Source organism: Mycobacterium sp. HM-7 (assembly GCF_053852335.1).
This window is the reverse complement of the sequence record NZ_CM132657.1, coordinates 2,941,009-2,966,401: the sequence shown is the minus strand read 5'-3', so window position 1 is coordinate 2,966,401 and position 25,393 is coordinate 2,941,009. Positions and strand designations below refer to the sequence as shown.

Annotated in this window: 26 protein-coding genes; 11 read left to right on the top strand and 15 right to left on the bottom strand. The window is 66.2% G+C overall.

Annotated features, from left to right (window positions below):
- Nucleotides 1-44 precede the first annotated feature (44 nt).
- From ACWW1C_RS14300 to ACWW1C_RS14275, 6 genes are all read right to left on the bottom strand, one after another.
- Nucleotides 45-3,524: an indolepyruvate ferredoxin oxidoreductase family protein gene (locus tag ACWW1C_RS14300; protein WP_455984035.1), complete on the bottom strand. Its 3,480-nt coding sequence runs from the start codon at nt 3,522-3,524 to the stop codon at nt 45-47.
- Nucleotides 3,525-3,690: 166 nt separating this feature from the next.
- Nucleotides 3,691-4,173 carry an Lrp/AsnC family transcriptional regulator gene (locus tag ACWW1C_RS14295; RefSeq protein WP_455984034.1) on the bottom strand — a complete coding sequence of 161 codons (483 nt, stop codon included), beginning with the start codon at nt 4,171-4,173 and terminating at the stop codon, nt 3,691-3,693.
- Nucleotides 4,174-4,202: 29 nt separating this feature from the next.
- A complete protein-coding gene (locus ACWW1C_RS14290; RefSeq protein WP_455984033.1) occupies nt 4,203-4,682 on the bottom strand; it encodes an OsmC family protein in 480 nt (159 codons plus the stop codon).
- A gap of 61 nt (nt 4,683-4,743) precedes the next feature.
- Nucleotides 4,744-5,682, bottom strand: a complete 939-nt coding sequence (locus ACWW1C_RS14285) for a hypothetical protein (protein WP_455984032.1) — start codon at nt 5,680-5,682, stop codon at nt 4,744-4,746.
- Between the two features lie 14 nt (nt 5,683-5,696).
- Nucleotides 5,697-6,734, bottom strand: a complete 1,038-nt coding sequence (locus ACWW1C_RS14280) for a PE-PPE domain-containing protein (protein ID WP_455984031.1) — start codon at nt 6,732-6,734, stop codon at nt 5,697-5,699.
- 271 nt (nt 6,735-7,005) lie between these two features.
- Nucleotides 7,006-7,479, bottom strand: coding sequence for a GtrA family protein (locus tag ACWW1C_RS14275; protein ID WP_455984030.1), 474 nt, complete (start codon nt 7,477-7,479; stop codon nt 7,006-7,008).
- An 80-nt stretch (nt 7,480-7,559) separates the two neighbouring features.
- Here ACWW1C_RS14275 and ACWW1C_RS14270 point away from each other — a divergent pair, with 80 nt between their 5' ends.
- The 4 genes from ACWW1C_RS14270 (at nt 7,560) to ACWW1C_RS14255 (ending at nt 10,472) form a co-directional block, all read left to right on the top strand.
- A complete protein-coding gene (locus ACWW1C_RS14270; RefSeq protein ID WP_455984029.1) occupies nt 7,560-8,177 on the top strand; it encodes a cadmium resistance transporter in 618 nt (205 codons plus the stop codon).
- A gap of 52 nt (nt 8,178-8,229) precedes the next feature.
- Nucleotides 8,230-9,606, top strand: coding sequence for a WS/DGAT/MGAT family O-acyltransferase (locus ACWW1C_RS14265; protein WP_455984284.1), 1,377 nt, complete (start codon nt 8,230-8,232; stop codon nt 9,604-9,606).
- A 142-nt stretch (nt 9,607-9,748) separates the two neighbouring features.
- Nucleotides 9,749-10,030 (top strand): hypothetical protein, encoded by a 282-nt coding sequence (locus ACWW1C_RS14260; RefSeq protein WP_455984028.1) that lies wholly within the window; start codon nt 9,749-9,751, stop codon nt 10,028-10,030.
- Between the two features lie 7 nt (nt 10,031-10,037).
- Nucleotides 10,038-10,472 (top strand): Rieske (2Fe-2S) protein, encoded by a 435-nt coding sequence (locus ACWW1C_RS14255; RefSeq protein WP_455984027.1) that lies wholly within the window; start codon nt 10,038-10,040, stop codon nt 10,470-10,472.
- A 3-nt stretch (nt 10,473-10,475) separates the two neighbouring features.
- On the opposite strand, the gene ACWW1C_RS14250 is transcribed toward ACWW1C_RS14255, so the two are convergent.
- Nucleotides 10,476-10,727 (bottom strand): hypothetical protein, encoded by a 252-nt coding sequence (locus ACWW1C_RS14250; protein WP_455984026.1) that lies wholly within the window; start codon nt 10,725-10,727, stop codon nt 10,476-10,478.
- Between the two features lie 174 nt (nt 10,728-10,901).
- Between ACWW1C_RS14250 and ACWW1C_RS14245 the strand changes: the two genes are divergently transcribed.
- Together ACWW1C_RS14245 and ACWW1C_RS14240 are read left to right on the top strand one after the other, a co-directional pair.
- Complete coding sequence (locus tag ACWW1C_RS14245; protein WP_455984025.1) at nt 10,902-11,636, top strand: cutinase family protein; 735 nt, start codon at nt 10,902-10,904, stop codon at nt 11,634-11,636.
- An 11-nt stretch (nt 11,637-11,647) separates the two neighbouring features.
- Nucleotides 11,648-12,313 (top strand): alpha/beta fold hydrolase, encoded by a 666-nt coding sequence (locus ACWW1C_RS14240; protein WP_455984024.1) that lies wholly within the window; start codon nt 11,648-11,650, stop codon nt 12,311-12,313.
- A 13-nt stretch (nt 12,314-12,326) separates the two neighbouring features.
- On the opposite strand, the gene ACWW1C_RS14235 is transcribed toward ACWW1C_RS14240, so the two are convergent.
- Together ACWW1C_RS14235 and ACWW1C_RS14230 are read right to left on the bottom strand one after the other, a co-directional pair.
- A complete protein-coding gene (locus ACWW1C_RS14235; protein WP_455984023.1) occupies nt 12,327-13,553 on the bottom strand; it encodes an RNA polymerase sigma factor in 1,227 nt (408 codons plus the stop codon).
- Nucleotides 13,554-13,561: 8 nt separating this feature from the next.
- A complete protein-coding gene (locus tag ACWW1C_RS14230; RefSeq protein ID WP_455984022.1) occupies nt 13,562-13,897 on the bottom strand; it encodes a YciI family protein in 336 nt (111 codons plus the stop codon).
- Nucleotides 13,898-14,046: 149 nt separating this feature from the next.
- On the opposite strand from ACWW1C_RS14230, the gene ACWW1C_RS14225 reads away from it, so the two are divergent.
- A complete protein-coding gene (locus tag ACWW1C_RS14225) occupies nt 14,047-14,529 on the top strand; it encodes a DinB family protein (protein ID WP_455984283.1) in 483 nt (160 codons plus the stop codon).
- An 8-nt stretch (nt 14,530-14,537) separates the two neighbouring features.
- Here the strand turns inward: ACWW1C_RS14225 and ACWW1C_RS14220 are convergent, their stop codons facing one another.
- Together ACWW1C_RS14220 and ACWW1C_RS14215 are read right to left on the bottom strand one after the other, a co-directional pair.
- Nucleotides 14,538-16,715: a glutamine synthetase III family protein gene (locus ACWW1C_RS14220; RefSeq protein ID WP_455984021.1), complete on the bottom strand. Its 2,178-nt coding sequence runs from the start codon at nt 16,713-16,715 to the stop codon at nt 14,538-14,540.
- A 95-nt stretch (nt 16,716-16,810) separates the two neighbouring features.
- Nucleotides 16,811-17,590 (bottom strand): alpha/beta fold hydrolase, encoded by a 780-nt coding sequence (locus ACWW1C_RS14215; protein WP_455984020.1) that lies wholly within the window; start codon nt 17,588-17,590, stop codon nt 16,811-16,813.
- Between the two features lie 89 nt (nt 17,591-17,679).
- On the opposite strand from ACWW1C_RS14215, the gene ACWW1C_RS14210 reads away from it, so the two are divergent.
- A complete protein-coding gene (locus ACWW1C_RS14210) occupies nt 17,680-19,446 on the top strand; it encodes a GNAT family N-acetyltransferase (protein ID WP_455984019.1) in 1,767 nt (588 codons plus the stop codon).
- An 18-nt stretch (nt 19,447-19,464) separates the two neighbouring features.
- Here ACWW1C_RS14210 and ACWW1C_RS14205 read toward each other — a convergent pair whose 3' ends face one another.
- Nucleotides 19,465-20,379, bottom strand: coding sequence for an alpha/beta hydrolase (locus tag ACWW1C_RS14205; protein WP_455984018.1), 915 nt, complete (start codon nt 20,377-20,379; stop codon nt 19,465-19,467).
- Entirely contained in the window at nt 20,376-21,446 is a 1,071-nt protein-coding gene (locus ACWW1C_RS14200) for a saccharopine dehydrogenase NADP-binding domain-containing protein (protein WP_455984017.1), read from the bottom strand. Before ACWW1C_RS14200 ends, ACWW1C_RS14205 begins: the two co-directional genes overlap by 4 nt.
- A 93-nt stretch (nt 21,447-21,539) precedes the next feature.
- On the opposite strand from ACWW1C_RS14200, the gene ACWW1C_RS14195 reads away from it, so the two are divergent.
- On the top strand, nt 21,540-22,094 hold the full coding sequence (locus ACWW1C_RS14195; RefSeq protein ID WP_455984282.1) for a TetR/AcrR family transcriptional regulator C-terminal ligand-binding domain-containing protein: 555 nt from the start codon (nt 21,540-21,542) through the stop codon (nt 22,092-22,094).
- Here the strand turns inward: ACWW1C_RS14195 and ACWW1C_RS14190 are convergent.
- Nucleotides 22,063-23,247 (bottom strand): MFS transporter, encoded by a 1,185-nt coding sequence (locus tag ACWW1C_RS14190; RefSeq protein WP_455984016.1) that lies wholly within the window; start codon nt 23,245-23,247, stop codon nt 22,063-22,065. The two genes, ACWW1C_RS14195 and ACWW1C_RS14190, sit on opposite strands and share 32 nt — an antisense overlap.
- Nucleotides 23,248-23,307: 60 nt before the next feature.
- Nucleotides 23,308-23,733 (bottom strand): DUF1942 domain-containing protein, encoded by a 426-nt coding sequence (locus tag ACWW1C_RS14185; protein ID WP_455984281.1) that lies wholly within the window; start codon nt 23,731-23,733, stop codon nt 23,308-23,310.
- Between the two features lie 231 nt (nt 23,734-23,964).
- On the opposite strand from ACWW1C_RS14185, the gene ACWW1C_RS14180 reads away from it, so the two are divergent.
- On the top strand, nt 23,965-24,393 hold the full coding sequence (locus tag ACWW1C_RS14180; RefSeq protein ID WP_455984280.1) for a cellulose-binding domain-containing protein: 429 nt from the start codon (nt 23,965-23,967) through the stop codon (nt 24,391-24,393).
- 14 nt (nt 24,394-24,407) lie between these two features.
- Nucleotides 24,408-25,382, top strand: coding sequence for a squalene cyclase (locus tag ACWW1C_RS14175; RefSeq protein ID WP_455984015.1), 975 nt, complete (start codon nt 24,408-24,410; stop codon nt 25,380-25,382).
- The last annotated feature ends 11 nt before the right edge of the window (nt 25,383-25,393 follow it).

Below are 25,393 nucleotides of genomic sequence, written 5' to 3'. Positions count from 1 at the left end.
ACTGCCGCATGTTCGGCGGCGGGACAGATATGGGTGACGGGCAGTCAGGCCGTGATGCCGAGGTCGCGCAGTCGCGCCCAGTACTGCTCGACGTTGCCGAGCTTGACGTCCTCATAGCCCCGCACGATGTCGGGCAGGCCGGCGGCCTCGACAGCCGTGGCGTAGTTGTCGACTGTCAGCTCGGCCGCGAGCCGCAGCACCATGTCGGTGTAGTGAGACAGCAACTGCCGCTCCACTTTCCGGACATGGGCGTAGCCGAACGGGTCCAGCTTGGTGCCGCGCAACACCTTGGCCTTGGCGAGGACCTTCAGTGCCACATGAGATTTGGGGCCGAAACCGACTTTCTTCGTGCGGCCCATCGCGCGCAGGGCGGGCGGATGCAGTTTGTAGGTGAGGTTCTCCCCGCCGGGCACCTGCGCCTGGACGTCGGCCAGGAACGCCGGGTCGACCAAGAGTCGCGCGACTTCGTACTCGTCCTTGTAGGCGGTGAACTTGTGGAGCCCGCGTGCCACAGCCTCGCTGAACGCGGTGTTGTCGGTGATGGTGCGCTCGAACTGCCAAACCGCGTGCACGGTCTCGACGTAGCGCCGGGCGACCTTCGAGTTCTGGTACCGGACCAGTTCGCCGGCCCGCAGTTCAACCAGTCGGCGGACCTCGCCATCGAACGTCGTGCTCGCCAACAATTCCGGGCTCGCCACGGCGGCTACGGCTTTCGGCCGTGCGGCGTCGACCGCGGCGGCGAACGCGGCCGGATCGGCGACCGCGACGCGGCCCCAGCGGAAGGCCGCCACGTTGGCGGCCACCGCGACACCGTTGATGCCGATGGCCTCCTCGATGCTCGCCTCGGGCAGCCGCAGCCCACCGTTCTGGAAGGCGGCGCCGACCACGAGGAAGTTGGCCGCCGCGGTGTTGCCGAACAGGGCCTGGGCGGCGGCGAGCGCATCGAAGTGGGTCAGTGCACGGGTGGTCGCGCTGAGCCGCTCCAATAGCGACGAGGTGTCGGGGTAGGCGATGGACTTGTCGTACACCATGTCGCCCGTCGGGGTCTGGCTCGTCGAGGCGACCGCGATGGTGCGTTCGGCATTGCCGTAGGCCAGGTTCCGGTTGTCGGTCGCGGTGAGCAGGTCGATCGCGATGATGCAGTCGGCGCTACCCGAGGTGAGCCGGTTGGACGGCTCCAGGACGCCGGTCGAGAACCGCAGGTGCGACACGACCGGTCCGGCCTTCTGACTCAGGCCGATCTGGTCGAGGCTCTCCACTTCGTAGCCGGCGCGCAGTGCGGCGGTGGCCAGAACCTGGTTGACGGTGACGATGCCCGTACCACCGATGCCGGCGAGCAGCACGTTCTGGGTGCCGGTGGGAACGCCGAAACCCGGGTCCGCGACACGGGGCGGGTCTGTCTGCTTGCGCCGGGATGTCTTGCGGCCCTTCTTGTCCGGGGTCAGCTCGACCGTGACGAACGACGGGCAATCGCCGTCCAGGCACGTGTAGTCGGTGTTGCACGATGTCTGGTCGATGCGTGTCTTGCGGCCGAATTCGGTGTCGACCGGCTGCACCGACAGGCAGTTGGACTTGGTGCCGCAGTCGCCGCAGCCCTCGCAGACGGCCTCGTTGATCACCACGCGGGTGTTGCGGGTGGGCAGTGTGCCGCGCTTGCGCTGGCGGCGCGCGTCGGCGGCGCAGTGCTGGTCGTAGATGAGGACCGTGACACCCGGGATCTCGCGCAACACCTTCTGCGCTTCATCGAGCCGGTCGCGGTGCCACAGCAGCGTGCCCTTGGCCAGGGCTTTCTTGTTGTGCCGCTTGGGTTCATCGGCGCAGATGATGATCTGCTTGACGCCTTCGGCAGCGAGTTTGTGGGTGAGCCCCGCGACGACCAGTCCGCCCTCGACGTCCTGTGCGCCGGTCATGGCGACGACCTCGTTGTAGAGCAGTTTGTAGGTGATGTTGACCCCGGCGGCGATGCAGGCCTGCACCGCGAGCTGTCCGGAGTGGAAGAAGGTGCCGTCGCCGACGTTCTGGAAGAGGTGCGGTACATCGGTGAACGGGGCCTGCCCGATCCACTGGCTGCCCTCGCCGCCCATCTGGGTCAGGCCGACCACGGCGCTGTCACTGCGGCCGGACATGGTGACCAGGGTGTGGCAGCCGATGCCGCCGCCGCCGATCGAGCCCTCGGGGATCGCGGTGGAGCGGTTGTGCGGACACCCGCTGCAGAAGTACGCGGTTCGCTTGGCGGACAACACTTCCAGCGACAGCGGCGGGGGAGGCGTGCGCTTCAGCTCGACGCGATCGCGCAGTACCCGGCGCAGCGGCGCGAGGAGGCGCGCGGCAGTGAGCTCGCCGCCGAGCGGGAACAGCGGCGCCCCGGCGGCGTCATGCTTGCCGACGATCTGCGGCGCATCAGCGGTGCCGTAGAGAATTTCGCGGACCTGGGTTTCGATGAACGCGGTCTTGTCCTCGACGACGATCACCTGCTCGAGTCCCCGCGCGAACTCCCGGACGGACTGTTGGCCAACGGGGTACGGCATCCCGATGCGCAGCAAGCGAATTCCGGCGCGGTGCAGCGCCGCGTCGTCCACACCGAGATCGAGCAGCGCCTGCCGGACGGCGTCGAAGGTGGTACCGGTGGCGGCGATGCCGACCGTCGCGCGGACCGGGTTCACCTCGAGCGCGTCGAGATTGTTGACCTCGCCGAAGGCACGCACGGTCTCCCAGCGCGGACCGTAGAGGTCGGCCTCGGCGAGCAGGCTGTCGGCCGGGGCGGCCATCGGCCGTTGGAGGTAGGTGAACGGCTTTCCATCCCAGAGGATTTCGGGCACCGTGATGGACAGGTCAGCTACGTCACCGTCGACGGTCCAGGCGCCGTCTGCGACGTCGGCGACGATCTTCATCGCCACGACGCAACCCGAGGCCCGCGACAATGCGACGCCCTGCATGCCCATCGTGATGATCTCTTCGGCGTTGCGCGGGAACAGCACCGGGATCCCGAGGGCTGCGAGGGACCGCTCGCTCACGGCGGGCACCGTCGACGATTTGGACGCCGGGTCGTCGCCGACCAGCAGCAGCACGCCGCCGCGGGGGTTAACTCCGTACATGTTGGCGTGGCGCAGCGCGTCGGTCGCGCGGTCGACGCCGGGCCCCTTGCCGTACCAGATGCCGATGACGCCGTCGTGGGTGGCTTTGCCGGCGGGCAGGTCGGTCTGGCTGCCCCAGACCGAGGTGGCAGCGAGTTCCTCGTTGAACCCGGGTGTGAAGACAACGTCATGCTCGGTGAGGACAGTCGGCATGCCCAGCAGCATCTTGTCGACGCCACCGAGCGGACTGCCCTGGTAGCCGGAGACGAAGGTCGCGACGCGGCGGCCGGCGCGGAGGTCACGGACGTGCTGCTCGACCATCATTCTGGCGATGGCCTGCACGCCGGTCAGGAGAACGGGGCCGGCGCCGGAGCGGTAGCGGTCGTCGAGGTCGTAGGGCGCGGCGGGTTCCGTCGCGGTGAGTTCGGATCGGGAGAGAACGCTGGTCACTTGAAACAACCTCCACACTTGCCACAACTCAGATCGTGAGCTGCAAAGCGAGAACTAAAAGCAATCGGTGCAGCGAAATCTGCCGTGGAGTGTGATCTACGTCAACAGTCGGCGAAAATGTTGATCAAACTGCTCAATTGTGACGTGGAGCACTGTGACGCACGCATCATTTTGTTCGGCCATGCGTCACGTACTGCACAAGGGGCAGTGATCGGTATTCGACGGGAGTCGCCATCGCGAGCATGGTCTCGGAGTGCTTGACCCCGTCGATCCGGTGCACTCGCTGGATGACGCTGAGCAGTTCTTCCTGCGTCTGGGCAGCGATCCGGACCAGCAGATCGGCCCGCCCGGTTGTTGCATGGACTTCCAGTACGTGCGGGATATCCCGCAGTGCCTCGATGATCGCGTTCATCTTGGTCTGGTCGGTCTCGACGAACACCAGCGCGTGTACGGCGAACCCGAGCTCTGACAGGTTGATGTTCGGTGGATAGCCACGGACCAGGCCGGATTCCTCGAGCCGTTTCATGCGCGCCTGCACGGTGTTGCGGGCGACCTTCAGCCGCGACGCCAGTTCGAGGATCGGGGTGCGCGGGTCGATCGCCAGCGCCGACAGCAGCGCCGAATCGAGCGCGTCGATCTTGATGGCCATGCGGCATTTTCCCACGGCGGCACCGTGGGTCACGCCGATTCGGCGACGCTCACCTGCGCTTCGCACCGAACGTCGAAGTTGACGGAATTGGCGATGAAGCACAGGTGATGGGCCCGCTCGTGCACGCTCGTCAGTGCCTCGCGGTGCCGGACGTCGGTGATCTCGACGACCGGACGCAGCACCACCTCGGTGAAATATCCACCGCCGTCCGGGGTTTGGGCCATCGTGCCCGACGGATGGTCGGTGTACCCGGTGACGACGATGCCCTCCTGGGAACACAGGGCCAGGACCCACAGCATGTGGCACTGCGACAGAGAGGCGACCAGAAGTTCCTCGGGGTTCCAGCGCTGTGGGTCACCGCGGAAGGCGGGGTCGGCCGAACCGGCGATCGTGGGCTTACTGCCGGCGCTGACGTCGTGCGCGCGGTCGTACTCGCGATAACCCGAGGTCCCGGTGCCGGTATTGCCGGTCCACGTCACATCGAGTTCGTAGTGGTGCGTCTTCGCCATGGCGGGCGTCCCCTTCGTCGGTGCAATCGCGTACCTCTGTTCTAGCGCACGCGCCCGACGGTCAGTCTTTACTGTGGCTTTTACTGTGGTCGTGGTCGCCCTTCTCCTTGGCTGTGGCTTTCTTGGGGGTCGCGGCCTTGGGGGACGATTCGTCGCCGTTCGCCGCGCGCTTGGACTTCTTGGTGTGCTTGGCGTCCGATTTGTGCTCGGAGACGGACGATTCCTCCCGCTTCCCTTCGGATTTGGCGCGTTTGGCAGCGGCAGTGCTCGGTTTCGCGGCGAGTTGCGAAGCGGCGGCGGTTGACTCGGCGGTAGAGCCCGTCGAAACCGACGAGGCCGGCCGCGGGGGATGGGTGAGGACCTTCGCCAATCCCTGGACGGATGCCACGACGTTGGCGACGGCGCTCACGGGGTTCTGCCCACTCAACACTGTGCCGATGCCCGTGGTCGACAGCGTGGCGACGGCGTAGTACACGCCGACCGCTGCCCTGGCCACCCTGACGACGTAGATCACCGGGGTCAGCGGTGCGAGGTGGGGCGCCAGCGTGGCTGTCACGGTCTTCGTGGCACTGGCGGCAGCGGCACCTGCCGATCCGATTCCGCTGACCAGCTGCCGCACCTGGGGTGACGACGATGCGCCGGGAAACGCGGTGACCGCGCCGACCAGACTCTGCAGATGCGCCGTCGTCGACGTCACCTTCTGCACGGCCTCGTACTGACCGGTGCTGGAGTCGACCTGTGCGCTCAGCACCAGCAGCGGGAAGTCCGGTGTCTGCCAGTAGATTACGTCGGTGGCGACGGCCTGGGCCGCACCGCCGACGTTGCCGACGTACCGAATCGGGTTGAATGCGGCATCGAAGGCCGCGGCCGTCAGCGCGTATCGGTACTCGGCGCTATGCGTCGGCGTCGGCGCCGGGGGAACCGGCGCGGCACTGGTAACCACCACGACGGCGGCCGAGCACACCACGGACAGCGTTACGGCCTGCGTCTTGACCCACATCAGAGCTACCTCCTCTAGTCCCCGCCGCGGCGAGGTTTCCGAAAACCGAACCCCCGCTGGGGCTTCGGTGCCTTCTCTTTGCCTTCTTTGGCGCTGCTGGACTTGGTGCTGCCGGACTCCTTGGCGCTGGCAGCTGGTTTCGCGGGCGCCGGGTTTGCCCGGCCCAGAGCCTTCGCCGCCAGAGCGACGATCGACGGCCGGGGAGCGGGATCGCGCGGTGCGACCTGTGGGCGGCGAACGTAGGCGCGGTCGATCTGCGGGCGCAGCAGGGCGTCGATGAGGGACGTGTTCAGTCCGGCATCACGCAACGGTTCAGTGATCGGCAGCCGGGCCGTGGGCACGACGTAATGCGTGGTCGTGCCGCCTGCGGAGTTGGTGCGGACGGTCTTCAGCGTTCCCGGTGTCGTCGGGTTGGCCGCCGACCCGTAATCGGTGTGCACGAATCCGATACCCATCACGGCGTTGAGGACGGCCAAACGTGTCGGCTTGTCCGGCCAGTCCGAGAATCCGTCGTACTCGCGAACGATCTCGGTGGTGGGGTATGCGCTTGCCCGTGGCACGTTCGGCGCGAACAGTTGCAGTGCCGGATTCTTGGTCGTGATACCGCCTGTGGCGTTCTGTGGATCACCGAAGGTCACGAATTGCAGATTGTCCGTACTGCGCCTGCCGAACGAATCCTGCAGCGACCGAGACAGTTTCACGTAGTTCAGGACGATGGCGCCCTGGCTCAGGCCGGCGAGGGTGACGGCCGAACCCGCGGGCACCGTGGACAGGGTCGCGTTCACCTTGGTGGAGCCGACGACGGCGTCCGCCGCGAACAGCAATCCGGCCGGGTACCCGATGCCGTGGATTGTGCCGCTGGAGTCCAGGTATCCGTCGGCCAGGCCAAGGGCCTCCTGGGCGGTCGGCGACACGTCGCACAAGCAGGTGCCCTGCAGGTAGAAGGTGAGGGCGGAGTTTTCATCCGAGGCGGCCGCAGACGGCTGCACGCCGAACGTCGCGCAGAGCGCGACAACGAAACTTATTGCACTGCAGCGGTTCAGGCCGGCCACGGGGCAGTTTCCAATCTGTGCACAGAAATCTGATTGATGCGCAGCGCATCACCATGCGAGCGACGATGTCGCTGTGGTGACTTGCCGAGGATTTCGCTGATCAGTCAGCGCGGTGATGGCGGCATCGAGCGGAAGACTCTCGCCGGCGCGTGTGATAGGCCCTGCCGTCCCCGACTACCCCCGTTTGGTGCCCCAGTACAACTTTGACCAGGGAAAATTAACACCGTTGCAGCATCCCCGCATGCGATGAGACGCAGGTCACCGCAACCCCTCAGTGCCGGAACACCACCCATCGCATCGCGGCGTACATGTAGACCGCCTCGCAGATGCCCGCAGCCATTCGAGCGACGTGGTATTCGACTCCCAAGGCCGACAGTCCGGTGGACACGCCCAGGATGAATGCCAGGTAGTTGACCGCGACCACGACGAGGTAGAGGGCGAGCTGGGGGCCGACCGCGCTGTGGGAGCTGAAGTTGAAGACCCGGTTCAGGACATAGCTGAGCCCGAACGCGCAGACATACGAGACCGTGACCGCCACTGCCAGGGGCAGTCGCAACCCGTCCCGCAATCCGGTGAGCAACAACAGGTCGATCGCGAAGGTGCAGCCGTTGATCAGAGCGAAGCCCAAAAATGTCGGAGCGACAATGGATTTGAGCCCGAACGGTAACCGGCTGACCGTCAGTTCGCAGCCGCGGTGGAAACGGTCGACGGCGCGCTGCAGGCCACTCGCCGCGTCGACGGTCACGCGGGCACTGTGTCATGGGCCGGCGTCGACCAGGTGATCGCCAGGCGAACTTTGCGGTTCCGGCTCGGCAGCGTCCCGTAATGTCCACGTCGATGAGCCTGGCCACGATCACTCAAGCGATCGCGACCTTCGCCGTCACCAACATCGACGACCTCGTGGTACTCGCGGTGTTCTTCGGCCAGACGCGTGGCCACCGAAGGGCGGCCACGCGCGTGATCGCCGGGCAGTACCTGGGCTTCGCCGCGATCTTGCTGGTGTCGATCGGTACCGCACTTCTCGGTGCTGCACTGCTCCCGGCCACCGCGCTGCCCTACCTCGGACTGTTGCCAATCCTGTTGGGGCTCAGGGCCGCCTGGGTTGCCTGGCAGAGCCGTGGTCGCGAACCGTCGGAAGCGGAGGATGCGCCGGCGTCGTCCGCGCCGGGCCTCTGGCAAGTCGCCGGCGTCACCTTCGCGAACGGCGGCGACAACGTCGGTGTCTACGTACCGATGTTCGCGGTCGCCGGCGCCGGCACGGTCGCGCTGTACGTCACGGTGTTTCTCGTCGGGGTCGGGATCTGGTGTGCCGCCGGCCGGTACGTCGCTTCCCACCGGATCGTCGCCGATACGTTCTCGCGGTGGGGTCACCTCATCCTGCCCGTCGTCCTGATTGCGATCGGGACCACGATCCTCGTCGAAGGCGGCGTGTTCACGCGGTGACCGCAGTAAGTTCACCCGGGTGACCAGCAAACGACTGTCGCCGCTCGATTCGATGTTCCTGGCGGCCGAATCTCCCGAGACGATGATGCATGTCGCCGGGCTGATGCAGTTCCGCCCGACATCTGGCGACGCGGGGGACATCCTCGATCAACTGCGGGACGAGATCTACGGGTCGAATGAGATCGAGCCACCGTGGAACATGAAGCTGCAGACGCCGTGGTTCCTGCTGAATCCGCTGCAGCGATGGGTCGAGGACCCGAAGTTCGACGTGATGTATCACGTTCGACGGTCCGCCTTGCCCCGTCCCGGCGACCAGCGCGAGTTGGGAATCCTGATCTCCCGCTTGCATGCTCGGCAACTGGACCTGACGCGACCGCCGTGGGAACTGCACATCATCGAGGGCCTCGACGACGGCAACGTCGCGCTGTACGTGAAGATGCACCACTCGCTCGTCGACGGCTACACGGCCATGAAGACACTCATCCGGTCGATGTCCACCGACCCGTCCGACACCGACACCCCGCTGTTCTTCCGGAACCCGGTGCCCAAGCGGGAGCGGAAGAAGGACGAGAAGGACAGCGGCCGCATCCCCGACCTGGGCGGGTTGCTGCGGTCCGTCACCTCGGAGTTGTCGGCGATCATCGATCTTCCTGCCGCCTTCGCCAAGCTGGCGGTAACCGCGGTCAGCAAGAGCAATCCGCTCGTCGGGCCCGGCCAGGCGCCGCACACCATCTTCAACGGCCGCATCGGTCGCAGCCGCCGGTTCGCCACGCAGCAGTACGACATCGCGCGCTTGCGTGCCGTTGCCGATGCCGCCGGCACGACTCTCAATGACGTCGCGCTCGCCATCTGTGGCGGCGGACTGCGTGACTATCTGCTCGGGCTCGACGCTCTGCCCGAGAAGTCGTTGATTGCCATGCTGCCGGTGAACATTCGGCCGAAAGACGATCCCGGCGGCGGCAACGCCGTAGGCGCCATTCTCGCGACGCTCGGCACGGACGTCGCCGACGCCCGCGAGCGGATCGAGACGATCGGCGCGTCGACGAAGGCAGCCAAGGAGCAGTTGTCGGGCATGACCAGCACCGCGATCCTCGCTTACACCGCGGCACTGATGGCGCCGTTCCTCGTGCAGACCGGTGCGGCCACCGTGGGTGCTCCGAAAGTGGCTCCGGCGTCCTACAACGTCATCCTGTCGAATGTCCCCGGGCCCGACTATCCGCTGTACTTCCGGGGCAACGAGCTGGTGTCCACCTATCCGGTATCGATTCCCGTCCACGGTGTCGGTCTGAACATCACCTGCCAAAGCTACTCGGGTACTTTGAATTTCGGCTTCACCGGCTGCCGCGACTCGATGCCGCACATGCAAAAGCTGGCCATCAAGACCGGCGAGGCATTGGTGGCACTGGAGGAGGCCTACGGTCTGCTGTGAAAACAGTGTGTAAACGCAATTGACTCAAGTGCTGAAACGAGCCGTCACGACGGGCGCAAGGGTGCTACCTTCACCGAACCAGATAGCGCCGGAGAATGGGTGTGAAATGAGCGCAACGACCACGCGATTCGCTCGCATGTCAATGGGGGCAGCAACGTTCGGCGTCGCATCCGCGGTGGCTGCCCTGATCAGCATGCCGATCGCGAATGCCGACGAACTCACGTGCGGGGACGGCCTGGTCGCGTCCGAAGGCACCTGCGTGCCCCCGGCGGATGGCCCCGCGGCCCCGGAGGCGGCGCAGGGTCCGTTCAACGCGCCGGAATCGTCGCTCGATGATCCCAGCTTGTTCACCCCGCCCTTCGAGCTCACCGAAGGTGAAGTCGCTTCGCCCGGATACAACGCCGGAGGCGGCGGCCGGCGGTAAGCCACTCATGGCCGAAACCGGGCACCCGAGCCGCCGTGGCGTACTCCTCGGCGCGGGTGCTGTCAGCGCCGGGATGGTGCTTGCCGCCTGTGGCGGGAAAGAGTCGCCGCCATCGGCCGGCCCGTCCGGAGGCAGTGAGACCACTGCCAAGGCTGCAGCCCCGTCGGTGAAGGCTGCGGATGTACCCGTGGGCGGGGGCGTGGTCCTCACCGAGGCCAAGGTCGTTGTCACTCAGCCGACGGCCGGTGCGTTCAAGGCGTTCACCGCCGTGTGTACGCACCAACAGTGCACGGTGTCGAAGGTCGCCGACGGCACCATCGACTGTCCTTGCCACGGAAGTCGATTCAGTGCTGTCGACGGGTCTGTCGTCAAGGGGCCGGCGGACCAGCCACTGGCGCCGAAGACCGTGACGGTCGCCGGGGACACCCTGACCGTCGCCTGACCGCTACACCGAGCCATCACAGCTGCGGATCCCTGCGGCGACCGGCAGGCCCGGGGGATCAGGCTGCGGGTTGAAGCCGTGGATCACCCCCGGATTGGTGACCTGCGAATGGCCGACAGTCACGGGCTTGGTCGGGGGTTCCGGCTGTGGATTGAACGCCTGGGCCGTGCCCGATGCCAGTCCGAAGCCGATCAGCGTCAGGCCGCTCGACAGCAGAGCCGCGCCCGCGACCTTCTTGATGGTGGTGGTGAACATGGTGTCTCCTTCTCGCTGTTTCGGCCTGCGGCGACCGCTGACAGCAATGGTGAGCCGCCGCTCTTGGCGAATTCTTGGCAGATTCCTGCGGCTGACGGGTATCGCCGCCACCCGCTGTGTGTCAGCATGGAACAGGCCGGTCGCAGTTAGCTGGCGCAAGACGCTGGAGCTGATATGGACATCATCAAGCTGTTCCAAGTCAGGCGGTTACCCCACCTCGCCGGGGTCGCCATGGTCGTCGCATCCGCTTTTGTGAGTGCCCCGGCGCCACCGGCGTCCGCCGATCCGTGCCCTGATGTCGAGGTGGTGTTCGCCCGCGGCACCAGTGAACCCCCGGGTATCGGAATGGCCGGCCGCGCGCTCGTCGATGCCCTACAGGCACAGGTGGGGAACAAGTCGGTCGCGGTGTATCCGGTGAACTACGCGGCCAGCAGCGATTTCGGTAACCGCCTCGAATTCGTGCAGAGCGTCGTCGACGGCGTCAAGGACGCCGCCACGCACGTCGAGACCACTGCGGCGAATTGCCCGAACACCAGGATCGTCCTCGGCGGATATTCCCAGGGTGCCGTGGTTTCGGGATTCACGACCGCGAACGCGCTACCGAAGGAAATCCCGGCAGATCTGGCGGAGTACACCTCGTACGCGCCCAAGCCGATGCCACCAACTATCGCGAATCACGTTGCGGCACTTGTCTTGTTCGGAAAGCCGTCGACTCAGTTCATGACAGACATCGGTGCGCCGCCGATAGCCATCGGCCCCGCGTATGTGGCCAAGACGATCGAGTTGTGCGTGCCCGACGACACCATCTGCGACGGCGCGCCTGCCGGCGGGCCGTCGTTCGCCCACATCACGTACGGATCGAACGGAATGGCCGACCAGGCCGCAACTTTCGTCGTCGGAAGGCTGTGACCGCGGCACCCATGACGACATTCCTGCTCGTACCGGGTGGCGGCTGCGACCCTTCGTACTGGCGATTTGTGGTGCGCGAGCTCGCCACTCGCGGACATCGCGGTATTGCCGTGGACCTGCCCTGCGAAGATGATTCGGCCGATCTGAACACGTATGCCGACGCGGTCGCGGCTCAGCAGGACGACGATGGCGAACCGCCGGTGATCGTGGCACATTCGTTCGGCGGCTTCACCGGAGCGCTGGCCTGCCCGCGGGTCGGCGCGGCGGCGTTGATCTATGCCTCGGCGATGATTCCCCGCCCGGGCGAATGTCCGGGGGATTGGTGGAGTGCCACCGGATGCGTTGCCGCGCAACGGGAAGCGGCCACCGCCGACGGGTACGACGTCGACGACGCGGTCGCGCTGTACTACAACGGAGTCGACCGTGCGGTGATCGACGAAGAGATCGAACGCGCGCAATCCGAGACTCCCTCGCTGAAACCGTGGCCGGCTGAGGCACTTCCACACATCCCGACTCGGTTCCTCCTGTTTCGCGACGACCGATTCTTCCCCGAACGCTTCATGCGGGGCGTGGTCGCCGACCGCCTCGGGATCGAACCCGAGGTCATGCCGGGTGGCCATATGGCGATGCTGTCGCATCCGGTTGAACTCGTCGACCTGCTGACGGTCCCGCATTGACGGCCGAGACTGGTCAAGCGTCCAAGGCGTCGCGAGTGCGGCGCAGGTAGGCCTCTTCGATGACGTTCGCGGTCAGACCGGCCGCCCGGTCGTAGGCGTCCGCGGCCTCGGCTGTTCGACCGAGGCGGGACAGCAGTGACGCCCGCACCGCGTGGTAGACATGGTAGTCCGCGAGGTCGAGCGCTTCCACCAGGTCGAGGGCCGTCTGCGGGTCCTGCGCCTCGGCGACCGCAACGGCCCGATTGAGGGCGACGACGGGAGTCGGCGCAACCGCCATCAGCTGGTCGTACAGCGTGAGGATTTGGCGCCAGTCGGTGGCGGAGGCACTCGGTGCGTCAGTGTGGACGGCGTTGATCGCGGCCTGGATCTGGTACGGCCCGGGCTGGTTTCGGCGCAGGCATTGGCGTACGAGCGCCTGCCCCTCGGCGATGAGGTCGTGGTCCCACTTCGTCCGGTCCTGGTCGGCGAGAAGGACGAGATTCCCCTGCGCGTCTGCCCGCGCCGTGCGTCTCGCATCGGTCAGCAGCATCAGCGCGAGCAGTCCCAGCACCTCCGGCTCATCGGGCATCAATGCGGCCAGCAGCCGGCCGAGACGAACGGCCTCGGCGGTGAGATCGGCCCGTACCAGAGCATCACCGGAGCTGGCGGTGTGTCCCTCGTTGAAAATGAGGTAGACCACGGCGAGCACCCCGTGCACGCGCTCGGGTAGATCGCCGTCGTGTTGCACCCGGTAAGGGATGTGCGCATCGCGGATCTTGCGCTTCGCGCGGACAAGCCGTTGCGCCACTGTCGTTTCCGGGATCAGGAAGGCGCGGGCGATCTCCCTGGTGGACAGTCCGCCGAGCAACCGCAACGTGAGCGCGATGCGGGCCTCAAGGGCCAGCGCGGGGTGACAGCAGATGAAGATCAGGCGTAGGTGGTCGTCGCGCACGGGACCTTCTTCGAGCAGCTCGTCATCGTCAACTGGATGGAGCAGTGCCGCCTGCGCGTGTCGTTCACCGCGAATGGATTCCCGGCGGAACCGGTCGACGATCGTGTGCGCTGCGGTGGTGATGATCCACCCGGCGGGGCTCGGTGGTGGGCCGGTCTGCGGCCAGCGGTCCACCGCCTTGGTGAAGGCGTCCTGGACCGCGTCCTCGGCGAGGTCGATGTCGCCGAACCGGCGGACCAGGGCAGCCACCGCTCGCCCGTACTCCCGCCGGAACACGACGGCGATCTCGGCGGGCGGCGTCTGCGGCACGGTCGCGTTCAGCCCCTCAGATCGCCCCGGAACGGCCGTACCTCGATGGGCAGGAGCCGCACGGCTTCCGCCTGCCTCCGCGCCCACTCCAGCGCAGCATCCAAGTCGGCTACATCGATGATGGTGAAGCCGCCGAGATGCTCTTTACCTTCTACGTACGGCCCGTCCGTCGTCACTGTCTCGCCGTCACTGACCCGCACCACGGTCGACGCGTCGGGACCGTGCAATCCACCGGAGAACACCCACACGCCGGCGGCCTTCATGTCGTGCTCGACCCCGTCCAGCGCATCCATGATCGGTCCCAGCACCTCCGGCGGCGGCGGATCGCCGACTGGCTGATGCATGGCAAGTAGGTAGTGCATACCCGTCACTCCTCGATCTGGGGCGGCCGACTGCCACCCTTCACCTTCTACACGAACGGCGACCCCGGATTTCGACAGATCCGGGATTACCCTCGAGAAGCGTGACTTCCGTGCAGCGGCAGGTGCCGCCCATGAATGCCGACGAGCGCACCACACTCGAAGGTTGGCTGGACTTCTATCGTGCGACGTTGGCGTCGAAATGCGAGGGTCTCGACGACGACCAGTTGCGCACTGCGTCAGTGCCACCATCTGAGCTGACGCTGCTGGGGTTGCTGCGGCACGCCGCGGAGGTGGAGCGGAACTGGTTTCGCCGGGTGCTGACCGGCGAGCAGGCACTGCCGATCTTCGGGCCCACGGATCACCCCGAGGGCCACGACGGCGGGTTCGAGCTGTCCCCGGAGTCGTCGTACGAGGTCGCGTTCCGGATCTGGCAGGACGAGATCGCCCATGCGCGCGCCAACTGCGCGGTGCGTCGGCTCGAGGAGGTCAGCCCGTCCATGGGTGGCGAGGTGAGTCTGCGCTGGATCTACACGCACATGATCGCGGAGTACGCCCGCCATTGCGGACACGCGGACGTCATCCGCGAACGCATCGATGGTGCGACAGGTGTCTGAAACACCAGTTAGAGCACGTAGAGCATCTCCTGATAGGTCGGCAACGGCCACAGGTCGTCGGCCACGACACTTTCCAGTGTGTCGGCCGCGGCACGGACTGCCTCCATGGCGGGCAACAGCGCAACTTGAGCGTGTTTGGCCTCGTCGTAGGCGGACGCGGCCGAATGATCTGTCAGCGCCTCCGTCAGCGTGGCCAAGGCGTCGCTGAGCGCGCTGATCGGCTCTGAGATCGATTGCAGCAGCGTCAAACTCGGTGTCATACCAGCCGCCGTCAATGCTGCGACGTTCTGCGCGAGCTCGGTTTGGTAGCGCAGAGCGGCCGGCAGAATGGTGGTGGAACCGATCTCGAGCGCCAGCTTGGCCTCCACGCGGATCGTCAGCGCATATTGCTCCAGCCGCACCTCATAGCGACTGTGCAGCTCGCGCTCGTTGAAAACGCCGTACTTCTCGAAGACCGCCACGGCCTCGGGCTTGATCAGTTCTGGGATCGCGTCCAGCGTGGTCTTCAGATTCGGCAGTCCACGGGCGGCCGCCTCGGCTTGCCAGTTCTCCGAGTAACCGTCGCCGTTGAAGACCACCGCGCCGTGCTCGGTGACGATATCGGTCAGCAGTTTCTGCACCGCGGTGTCGAACTCTTCACCGTCGGCGGTTGCCTTCTCCAAAACGGTCGCGCAGTAGTCCAGCGAGTCAGCCATGATGGTGTTGAGGACGATCATCGGCACCGCCACCGTCTGACCTGAACCCGGGGCCCGGAACTCAAATCTGTTGCCGGTGAACGCGAACGGGCTGGTGCGGTTACGGTCACCGGGGTCGGTCGGCAACACCGGCAGGGTGTCGACGCCGATGATCATGCTGCCCTTGCCCTTTGATGAGGTCGCAGCGCCTTTCGCGATCTGCTCGAAGACGTCGGCGAGCTGATCACCCAGGAAGATAGAGATGATCGCGGGTGGTGCCTCGTTGGCGCCCAAGCGATGATCGTTGGTCGCCGAGGCGACCGAAACCCTGAGTAGCCCAGAGAATTTATGCACGGCACGGATGACGGCGGCGCAGAACACCAGGAACTGGGCGTTCTCGTGGGGCGTGTCGCCCGGCACCAGCAACGACCCCAATTCGGCGTTGCCGACCGAGAAGTTGACGTGCTTGCCCGAGCCGTTCACTCCGGCGAACGGCTTCTCGTGGAACAGGCATTCCATGCCGTGCTTCTTGGCGATGGTCTTGAACACGGTCATCAGCAACTGCTGGTGATCGGAAGCGATGTTGGCGCGCTCGAACATCGGGGCCACTTCGAACTGTCCCGGGGCGACCTCATTGTGGCGGGTCTTGGCGGGGATGCCGAGTTTGAATAGCTCCCGCTCGGTGTCCATCATGAACCCCAGTACTCGGTCGGGGATGGCACCGAAATAGTGGTCGTCGAACTCTTGCCCCTTGGGCGGTTTGGCGCCGAACAACGTACGGCCGGAGTTGATCAGGTCGGGACGGGCGAGGAAGAAGTGCCGGTCGATCAGGAAGTACTCCTGCTCGGGACCGCAGAACGAGACGACCTTCTCCAGATTTTTGTGGCCGAACAATTTCAAGATGCGTTCTGCGTGGATGCCCATGGCCTGTTGGCTGCGCAGCAGTGGTGTCTTGTAGTCCAGCGCCTCGCCGGTCATCGACACGAAAACCGTTGGGATACAGAGCGTGTTGCCGTTCGGGTTCTCCAGGATGTACGCCGGGCTGGTCACGTCCCAGCCGGTGTACCCGCGGGCCTCGAACGTGGACCGCAGGCCGCCAGACGGAAAGCTCGATGCGTCGGGCTCACCCTGCACCAGGGTCTTGCCGGCGAACTCGGCCAGTGCCTGTCCGTCAGAGACCGGTTCGAGGAAGCTGTCGTGCTTTTCGGCAGTCAGGCCGGTCATCGGATAGAACACGTGCGCGTAGTGCGTCGCGCCTTTCTCCAGCGCCCAGTCCTTCATCGCGGCCGCAACGGCATCGGCAACCGTCGGATCGAGCTTGGCGCCCTTCTCGATGGTGGCCACCACCGACTTGTAGATCGCCTTCGGCAGACGAGCCTGCATCTCGGCCTTGGTGAACACGTTCGTGCCGAAGATCGCGCCGGGCGCCTCAGCAGGGTCGAAGGTGCACGCCGGGGGCGTATAGGCCTGGACGCCTGCGATCGCGCGCAAGCGGGTGGCGTTTCCGCTCAATGGAATTCCTCTCCCCACGTGAATGACCGCTTCACCTTAGGGACGCCTCATGGCAGGAGTGTTACGTCGATGTCAAGGGCGGCGTTCAATACACGTCAGGCCCGGCGGCCGACATCCTGACTCAGAATCTTGGGCCAGGTCTCGACATCCTCAGGGGTGTGAGCGAGCGTCAGTGTCGACCGTGGCATCAGCGCGGCAAGTGATTCCGCGGTCGAGACCGGATGGGCCGGGTCGTCGATCCAGGCGAGGATCGTTGTCGGCACCTCGATTCGCGCGATGGCTTCGGGCGCCGGCAGGTCACTCAGTGCGGCGCCGCGAAACAATGACGGCAGCAGGGCGTCGGCGACGTCGGGAACTGTTTCGGGCGCACCCACGGTGGCCGGCGGCCGTGTCGCGCCACGGGTAGCGGCAATGAACGCCCCGACCCCCTCGGTCTCGATGAGCGTGGCCGCCACCTCGTAGGTCGCAGCCTGCGCGCGTCGGGTCTCCCAGGCCGTGGCCGGCACCATCAAGGTCAGGCCAGTGAACCGTTCTGGTGCGCGGGACGCCGCGTGCAGCAGCGTTCCCGTGCCCATCGACGGGCCGACCCCGTGCACCGGCTCACCGGGAAACCACCGGTCGAGCAGCTGCAGCAGGTCATCGGCGAGCTGTTCCCATCGGTAGTCCTCGGGGACCTTCCGACCCGTCGACTTGCCGTGGCCCCGTGCGTCATAGCGCAGCAATCGCGTGCCACTGAGCCCCCGGCCGAGGTCGAGATTGAGCACCCGATCGCGTGCGCGGCTGGAGGTGAGTCCGTGTAGTTGGACAACCGGGTGGCCACCTTCGTCGCTCAGTTCAACCGCAAGCTCGGCTCCGGGAACCGCGAAAGTAGGCATCAGGCAACTCTTTCCGTAACCGGTCGCCGCGCCGTGGACTCGACCTGCCGACCGAGCATTCAGGCTATCTGGGGCGCTAGGGTACCGCCATGCGGCTCACGAACGTCTCGCACCTGCGACTCCCGTTCGGGCGTCTGTGGGGCTATGACGTGACGGTGTCCGCACCGGGCCGACGCCTCCCGGTGTCCTTTGACCAGCGGATTCACGTGGCGGCCGGGGCCCGCCCGGGTTCTTGGATGGCGTTGTCCATTCGCCTGCCGGCGCGGGTGAGCCGGGACTCCCTGGCCGAGGCATGGCTGGCAGTGGTCGCCCGCCACGGCACGTTGCGGACCGCATTCTCGGCGGGGCCGGACGGCGATCCGCAACTGCATGAGATCGGTGTCAGTCCGGGCCGATGGGTCGAGCACGAGATAGCTGCCGGCCAGGCGGTGAACGATGCGCTGCAGGGCGTTCTCGATGCGGCCTGTTCGCCGTACCAGCAGCCCTCACATCGATTGTGTCTGTTGGAAACCGCGGCGGCCTTGACCGTGGTGATAGCCGCCGACCACAGTCACGTCGACATGTGGTCGATGCTGGTGATCGCCCGGGATCTGCTGGCGCAACTCAGCGATGCGCGCTTCGGACGGGCTACTTCGCTGCCGCCGGCACCCGCGTTCGTCGAACACACCCAGGCTCTGCTCGATCGTCCCGCGGCGCCGGCTCACGTCCGGGAGACCTGGGCGCGCATCATCGCCGACAGCGGAGGGGTGATGCCGCGATTTCCGCTGCCCCTGGGCGAGCCCGAGCTGGGGCCGGAGCGCGTCGAAGTCCGCGATGTGTTCGATGTCGATGCCGGTGCGGCCTTCGCGGTCCAAGCCCGCAACGACGGGGTATCGACGCTGGCGCTGGCGGTGGCCGCGATGACCTCCGTGACCCGGGAATTGGCGGATGCGCCACTTCGCGCGGTTTTCCCGGTGCACAGTCGCTTCGATACCAACTGGCACGACTCCGTGGGCTGGTTCATCACCAATTCGGTGCTGGAGTCGACCGTCGCCGATCCACTTGCCGCGGCCAGCGCGGTCAAAGAAGCGGTGCAACTCGGTTCCTGGCCGTTGGCGGACGTGCTGTCGCCGTGGGGCGGCATGCCGATGTCGCCCGGCATGTTCGCGATCTCGTGGCTGGACCTGCGGCGGCTTCCGGTCCGCATCGATGACGTCGGGCTCGACGCTCAGTACGTGAGCGCCGCCATCCAGACCGACGGTGTCATGCTGTGGTTCATCCTGGACGAGTCCGGCCTGCATTTGCGGTGTCGCTATCCCGACACGCACGAGGCGCGAACGAATGTCGGGGCGTGGCTCGACCTGTTGGTGACGCGTCTGCAGGCGCAGGCACGAACGTCGGTTCGGGGACTGCTGCGGGTGGGGGACCGCAGTTTCCGGGTGGAACGCGCGGGCCGTGACGACGTCGCGTCGATCGTGGCGCTGCTGTCCGACGACCAATTCGGTCAGGCTCGCGAAACCGCGGACCTCGAAGACTACGAGGCGGCTTATGACGTCCTTGTTCGTGATCACTCCAACTATCTCGGGGTTGTCCGCAATTGTTCCGACGTGATCGTCGCGACCGTGCAGCTGACCGTGATTCCGGGGCTGTCCCGTGGTGGTTCGACCCGACTGCAGATAGAAGGATTGCGGGTTACCGCTGCAGAGCGTCGACAGGGTCTGGGTACCGCCCTGGTGCAGTGGTCACACGAGTACGGCCGGGCACACGGTGCTCGGTTGGCGCAGGTGGCCACGGACGAAGCCCGCGAACAGGCTCGTGCCTTCTACGACGGCCTCGGGTACCACGCCGCTCACGTCGGACTGAAGCGCTCCATCTGAGTTGGTGTCTCGTTGGCCTCAGCGATGGGGATTCGATGAGTGCCGTTGCAGGAACGCTGTTTCGACGCGCACCACGTTCTCGTGGTCACGTCCACCAGCGTAGACGTCGTAGTGTCCGCCGCGGCTGCGGTAGAGCTCGCCACGAGGCGCAGCGGTGGCCACCGTCAACGCCGGTCCGGTGGGTGCCATGGTGTCGTGCTCGGCGACCACCATCAACAGCGGACACCGCGCATTCCCCGCCCGACGCACCGGTCGGTGCACTGAGATGTCGAGCAACGAACGCGCGGTGATCTCGTTGGACCACGAGCCATCGCCAGGATCGAGTCGGTCCATGCCCTCGATTGCGTCGTCGGTGGCGATCACGCCGAGCTGCCCGGTGGGCACACTGATCGGCAAATATGTTGGGCGCCTGCCGAACACGGACCCAGCGAGGTCGGCGAGCGCGTACCCGGTGAGCTTGAGGGCGCGAGCGGGCGGGATTTTGGTCAACCCGGCTAACCCGTCAACCAACGGGCATTGGGCGATGGCACCGGCCAGACCGGGTTCACTCGCGGCCAGCTCGACGATGTGCATGCCCGCAAACGACGTGCCCCATACGAACATTCGCGTCGCATCGAATCCGTCCTGGCCGCGTGCCCACGCCAGAGCAGTGCGGTAGTCCTCCACCTGGCGATCGATCGACAGGAATTGCCTTGGTACGCCGGTGGATTCACCCCAGTGGCGATAGTCGAACACGACTGCGGCGAAACCGCTGCCGGCAAAACGTTCGGCGAACGGCGCCAATCCGCCGGCCTTGATGCCGCCGATGCCATGCGCCATGACGACAACGGGAACAGGCCCCGGCACGTCAGGCAGGTATACCCAGGCATCAAGCTCGTCACCGCCGGGTGCCGGGATCCGCAACTGGCGACGGTCCGTGGTCTGGCCGGTCACGATGCCACCGAGCCCGCGGTGATGATCTGAGCGCCGGCATCGCGCGCCAAATCGGCGCCGAACAGCGCTCCTGGAGTGAGAGCTCCCGGCCGGCCCAGTCCGTCGCTCAGCCGCATGGCAGTGAATGCGGCGACCTTGGCGGTGAAGCTGTAGCCCTCGCCCGTGCGGAGCCAGGCTTCGCGATGGGTGCCATCGGGCCACTCGAGGCGCGCATACGCCCACGAGACATCGCCGGACTTCGCAGGCGGAGTCAGCCTAGTGCGGCTGATCAGGCGCTGTACCCCGGCGTGTATCGGGCGTGTCGATAGCAGCGCCGAAAGCGCCGGGAGCGCGGCGCGTACGGCGCGCCCGCTTGGCACCTCACTGGAGAAGGCCAGTACGTCGCCGGCGCCGGACGCCCGGCGGGCTGCTTCCAGTTCGCCGGTGGGGACTGCTATGGCCTGGATTGCAGGCAAGTCCGGCAAGGGAATCCACGCGTGGTCGGCGCCCAAACGAGTCCGCTGCAGCTGCCCTTGGCGATAGCGCCGGCCGCCGTAGGCGACGGCGTCGACCACGCTGGCCAGCACCGCGGAGCCCAAACCGTCCACTGTTGGCATTGCCGCCACCGTCGCGCGCGACGCGGCAGGGTGGCCGTCGGCCAGTTCGAGGACGAGCGCTTCGGTCGCGAGCACTCCGAAGCCGGCTCCGGTGACGAGTGTGACGCCTGCGCGTTGCGCGTCAGCGTCGAGGCCGAGCAATTCCTGCACCGGCGGAAGCTCATTGGCGAGGTCCACGTAGTGGCTTCCGGCGGCCACGCAGGCCCGCGCGAGCGGGCCGGTGGTCTCGCCGAACGGGCCGATGGTGTTCACGACGACCGTCGGGTTCTCGGCTGCGATTCGAGTGGCCAGCTCTGCCGGTCCGGAAGCAACCAGCGTCCGGCTCCGGCCGCCCAACGAAGACGCGGCGGCGGTGAGTCGGCCGTGGTCACGCCCGACGAGAACCACATCGGCAGTGGTGGAGCCGATCAGTTCAGAAGCGATGGCGCGGCCGCCTTTGCCGGTCGCACCGAGTACCCAGATTGTCTGCATTCATTTACGGTACAGTGTGCATCGTTAATTGGTCAACGCTAAAGTTCGGACGAGCACATGTCTGGTCTTCGAGGTCGCCCACGCGACGCAATCCTGGACACCGCCATCGCGAATGCGACTGAGACGGTGTTGCTTTCACATGGCTACTCGACGGTGAACATCGATCGGGTTGCCAAAATGGCGGGTACCACCCGGGCCGCGATCTACCGCCGCGCGAAGACCCCGGGGGAGCTGGTGGTCGCGCTACTGGTCAGCCGTTTCGGGCTCGACCCCGCTTCCGACAGTGGCAATCTGCGCGATGACCTACGCGCGATTCAGGAGCTGCAGCGCCACTTCTTCACCGATCCAATGGTGCAGGCTGGTTTGGCCGGCGTGCTGAGCGACCTCAGAAACGACGACCAGCTCGCCGAGGTGTTTTACGCACGGTTCATGGAACCGCGGCGCCGCTCCGTCGCAGCTCTGCTCGCCCGCGCGGCTGATCGCGGCGAGATCCCTCAACCTGCGCACCCGGGCGTCATCTCCGACCTGCTCACCGGTCCGCTGCTGCTGCGGGCCGCGCTGCCGCCCATCGGACCGATCGATGACGTCCTCATCGAAGCCACCATCGAGGCGGCGCTCACGACATGCGGGGCAGTCGACCAACAGTGAGCAGCGCGGCGATGAGAAGTGCTGTGCCGCAAGCGCCGATGGTCATCGCCCAACCGAATGAGGTCACCGCCGCCGCACCGAATGCCGTGCCGAGACTCCCGCCCACGAAGTAGACCAGCATGTAGGCGCTGTTGAATCGGGCAGGCGCAGACGGGTCGATCGCCAGGATGGTGGACTGATTCGCCACCTGCGCGGCGAACAAGCCGGCGTCGAACACTGCGAGAGCGGCCATCGTCGCCGCGGGGCTGTTCAACCCGAATGCGAGGACCGGGCATGCGGCACCCGCGGCTGCGAGGCCCACCACGATCACCGGCCGGAACCCGAAGCGGTCCGTGCATCCACCGGCAATGCGCGTCGCGAAGATGCCGGCAATACCCGCCAGCGCGTAGAGCCCGATCTCCTTGGCAGACAGCCTGAATGGCTCCTGCGCCAGCGCCACGGCGATTCCCGACCAGACCGCGCAGAACGCGAAGAACCACAGCGAGCCGCGCAGCGCGCCGCGGCGCAATACCCGATCACGAACGAGCAGTCCGGGCACCGACGCCAATCCGGCGAGGTAATTCCGCTCGACTGCGCCGGCCGCGGTCGGCAGGAACCACAGGCAGGCGGCGGCGACCCCGAAACTGGCCGCAGCCACCGCGAGAAGCATTGCGTGCCAGCCGATCAGGTCACTCAGCCAACCGCCGACGATCCGCCCGGCCAGAATCCCGGCCGAGATCCCGGCGGTGACGATGCCCAGAATGGTCGAGCGCCGGCGCGCGGGTGCGAGGCGTCCGACAACGGAACTCAACCCGGCCCCCACCGACGAGCACGCGCCGGTCAGCAACAGCCCCACTCCGATCAGCCAGACGGCGTTCGCAGCGGCGGTCATGATCAGCGCGCCGCCGAGGGCCGAGAACTGCAGTGCGACCACACGCCGCGGCGAGAACCTGTCCACCAGCGGGACCAGGAATGCCAGGCCCAGCAGGTAACCGATCGGACCACAGGCCAGCGCGGCACCGACGACCGCCGGCCCGGACTCCAGCGCTCGCGCGATGTCGGCGATGGCCGGCTGTAGCGGATAGATCGTCGCGGTGCCCAGGGCCGCAGCCAGCGACATGAAAAGGACTGTGGTGTCGGTGATTACCGAATCTTTGTGCGCAGTTGTGGTCACGCGTCGACGTTATTGGCCCCGCCGCGTGCGGCGCTGGCGGAAATCCGCCATTGCAGTCGACTAGCTCTTCCAGACCACCTTGTCGGTGCCACCGGCGTCGCGGTACACGACGCTGTCGGGCGCGGTGCCGTTGCGGACGTCGAAGTAGATTCGACCCGTCGCGTAGCTGCCCGACGCGATCGGTTGGTTGGGCAGGCCGTCCACCTCATTGCCCTTCATATCTGCGTAGGTCGAGCTGTTGACCGCACGCGCATTGAAGTCGGAAAGGTTCGGCGTCGGCGAACCACTCACGGCCCGAGCGGTCACGTCCGAATACCAGATGCCGTCGTTGTGGCCGCTCGGTTGCAGGTTGACCACGGTGTACTCGATCGCGCCGCCGGGGCTGGGAATTTCTGCCCGCTGGCCGAACATCACCGCTGTGGGATCCGCGATCGCCGGTGCCGCCGCCAGGATTCCCGCCGCCGCGATACCGGCCGCAGCCGCCATTGTCTTCGATGTGATGTGCGAAAACGCCACGTCAAACTCCCTCCATCGGGTTCCTGGCAACCAGGAACCAGCGTCGTTGGTTCTCCTGAAGGTGTATCCGGCCCGGACCTTTCCGAAACCGCACACATGCCAGCGTGAAAATCTCGCGACGGTTGCAATTGCGCAAAGGTACGGCTGCTCACCTGCGCCGATGGAGTGGACGTCGCCGAGTGGGACCTAATCTTGATTCCGATGACCGGACTGGACTCAACGGTGAAGCGCTGCGGTACAGCGCTTCATGTGCTGATGTCCGCACTGGCGGTCGTCATCCTCGGATTCGCCGGCACTCCGGTGGCTCATGCAGCTGCAGCCGGTGCGCGCTTGGTGGTGCAACACACGTGGCAGGACGGTTTCATCGCGCGCTATGTCATCACCAACTACAGCACGGTGCCGATGACGGACTGGAAGCTCGAATTCGACATGCCGATGGGACAATCCATCTCGCACACGTGGAGTAGCACGTTCACCCAGTACGGCACCCACTACGTCATCACCCCCGCGAGCTGGAATCGAATGATTCCACCGGGCGGTTCCGCCAATGGCGGTATTCGCGGCGTGCTGAGTGGGACCTACACGCCGCCGTCGAATTGTGTTCTCAACGGCCAGGTTTATTGCTCCTAGCGTGACGGGGTCTGATGACGAGCGAAGCCGTGACGGACTGGCTGTTGGAATCGGACCCGACGTTGCGCTGGCAGGTCGAGCGTGATCTGCTCGACGCTCCACCTGCGGTTTGGGAGACGACGCGGTCACGGATCGCGACCGAGGGCTTCGGCGCACGGCTGCTCGCCCTGCAAGATGCCGACGGCCAGTGGGCCGGCGGTGCATTCTTCCCTGCGGACTACGACTTCGATGACCCGGACAGGGCTGACGACGGCCAGCCCTGGACCGCTACGACATGGACGCTGAATGCACTGCGCGAGTGGGGCCTTGACGGAACGGTGTTGCGGGAACGCCGGACTGCGGAGCGGCTTGACGAACACTGCCGCTGGGAGTACGACGACCTGCCCTACTGGTCGGGTGAGGTGGATTGCTGCATCAACGCGTGGACCCTGGCGAACGGGGTCTGGCTGGGCGCGAACGTAAATGGCATCGCGGACTGGTTTCTGGAGCATCAGCTGCCGGACGGCGGGTGGAACTGCGATTGGGTCGAAGGTTCGCGCCGCTCGTCGTTCCATTCCACGCTGAACTCGCTGAAAGGCCTACTCGCGTTCGAGGCCGCCACCGCGGGCAACGCCGACATCCGTGCGGCGCGTCACCGTGGGGAGGAGTACCTGCTCGAACGACGGCTGCTCAATCGGCTCACCACGAATCAGCCAGTGGGACACTGGATCAACGATTTCAGCTATCCGATGCGGTGGTCCTACAGCGCCCTCAACGCATGTGAGTATTTCCGCCGGGCCGTCCTGCAGGACGGCACCGCGCCGGATCCCCGGATGCGCGACGCGATCGATATCGTGCGGGCTGCCTGGCAGCCGGACGGCACCTGGTTGCAGACCGGTCGGCAGCCAGGCCGAGTCTGGTTCGAGGTCGACGTGCCGGCCGGTCAGCAGTCGAAGTGGCTCACCCTCTACGGGACACGGCTGCTCAACTGGTGGGACTCTGTGTCCTGATCGTCGGGATG

Excerpts from the sequence above, each read along its gene's own strand:
- ACWW1C_RS14175 (WP_455984015.1), top strand. The coding sequence starts at position 24,408 with ATGACGAGCGAAGCCGTGACGGACTGGCTGTTGGAATCGGACCCGACG.
- ACWW1C_RS14215 (WP_455984020.1), bottom strand. The coding sequence starts at position 17,590 with ATGCCTACTTTCGCGGTTCCCGGAGCCGAGCTTGCGGTTGAACTGAGC.
- ACWW1C_RS14245 (WP_455984025.1), top strand. The coding sequence starts at position 10,902 with ATGGACATCATCAAGCTGTTCCAAGTCAGGCGGTTACCCCACCTCGCC.
- ACWW1C_RS14200 (WP_455984017.1), bottom strand. The coding sequence starts at position 21,446 with ATGCAGACAATCTGGGTACTCGGTGCGACCGGCAAAGGCGGCCGCGCC.
- ACWW1C_RS14240 (WP_455984024.1), top strand. The coding sequence starts at position 11,648 with ATGACGACATTCCTGCTCGTACCGGGTGGCGGCTGCGACCCTTCGTAC.
- ACWW1C_RS14250 (WP_455984026.1), bottom strand. The coding sequence starts at position 10,727 with ATGTTCACCACCACCATCAAGAAGGTCGCGGGCGCGGCTCTGCTGTCG.
- ACWW1C_RS14255 (WP_455984027.1), top strand. The coding sequence starts at position 10,038 with ATGGCCGAAACCGGGCACCCGAGCCGCCGTGGCGTACTCCTCGGCGCG.
- ACWW1C_RS14185 (WP_455984281.1), bottom strand. The coding sequence starts at position 23,733 with ATGGCGGCTGCGGCCGGTATCGCGGCGGCGGGAATCCTGGCGGCGGCA.
- ACWW1C_RS14225 (WP_455984283.1), top strand. The coding sequence starts at position 14,047 with ATGAATGCCGACGAGCGCACCACACTCGAAGGTTGGCTGGACTTCTAT.
- ACWW1C_RS14295 (WP_455984034.1), bottom strand. The coding sequence starts at position 4,173 with ATGGCCATCAAGATCGACGCGCTCGATTCGGCGCTGCTGTCGGCGCTG.
- ACWW1C_RS14290 (WP_455984033.1), bottom strand. The coding sequence starts at position 4,682 with ATGGCGAAGACGCACCACTACGAACTCGATGTGACGTGGACCGGCAAT.
- ACWW1C_RS14260 (WP_455984028.1), top strand. The coding sequence starts at position 9,749 with ATGGGGGCAGCAACGTTCGGCGTCGCATCCGCGGTGGCTGCCCTGATC.
- ACWW1C_RS14285 (WP_455984032.1), bottom strand. The coding sequence starts at position 5,682 with ATGTGGGTCAAGACGCAGGCCGTAACGCTGTCCGTGGTGTGCTCGGCC.
- ACWW1C_RS14230 (WP_455984022.1), bottom strand. The coding sequence starts at position 13,897 with ATGCATCAGCCAGTCGGCGATCCGCCGCCGCCGGAGGTGCTGGGACCG.
- ACWW1C_RS14180 (WP_455984280.1), top strand. The coding sequence starts at position 23,965 with ATGACCGGACTGGACTCAACGGTGAAGCGCTGCGGTACAGCGCTTCAT.
- ACWW1C_RS14270 (WP_455984029.1), top strand. The coding sequence starts at position 7,560 with ATGTCCACGTCGATGAGCCTGGCCACGATCACTCAAGCGATCGCGACC.
- ACWW1C_RS14265 (WP_455984284.1), top strand. The coding sequence starts at position 8,230 with ATGTTCCTGGCGGCCGAATCTCCCGAGACGATGATGCATGTCGCCGGG.
- ACWW1C_RS14210 (WP_455984019.1), top strand. The coding sequence starts at position 17,680 with ATGCGGCTCACGAACGTCTCGCACCTGCGACTCCCGTTCGGGCGTCTG.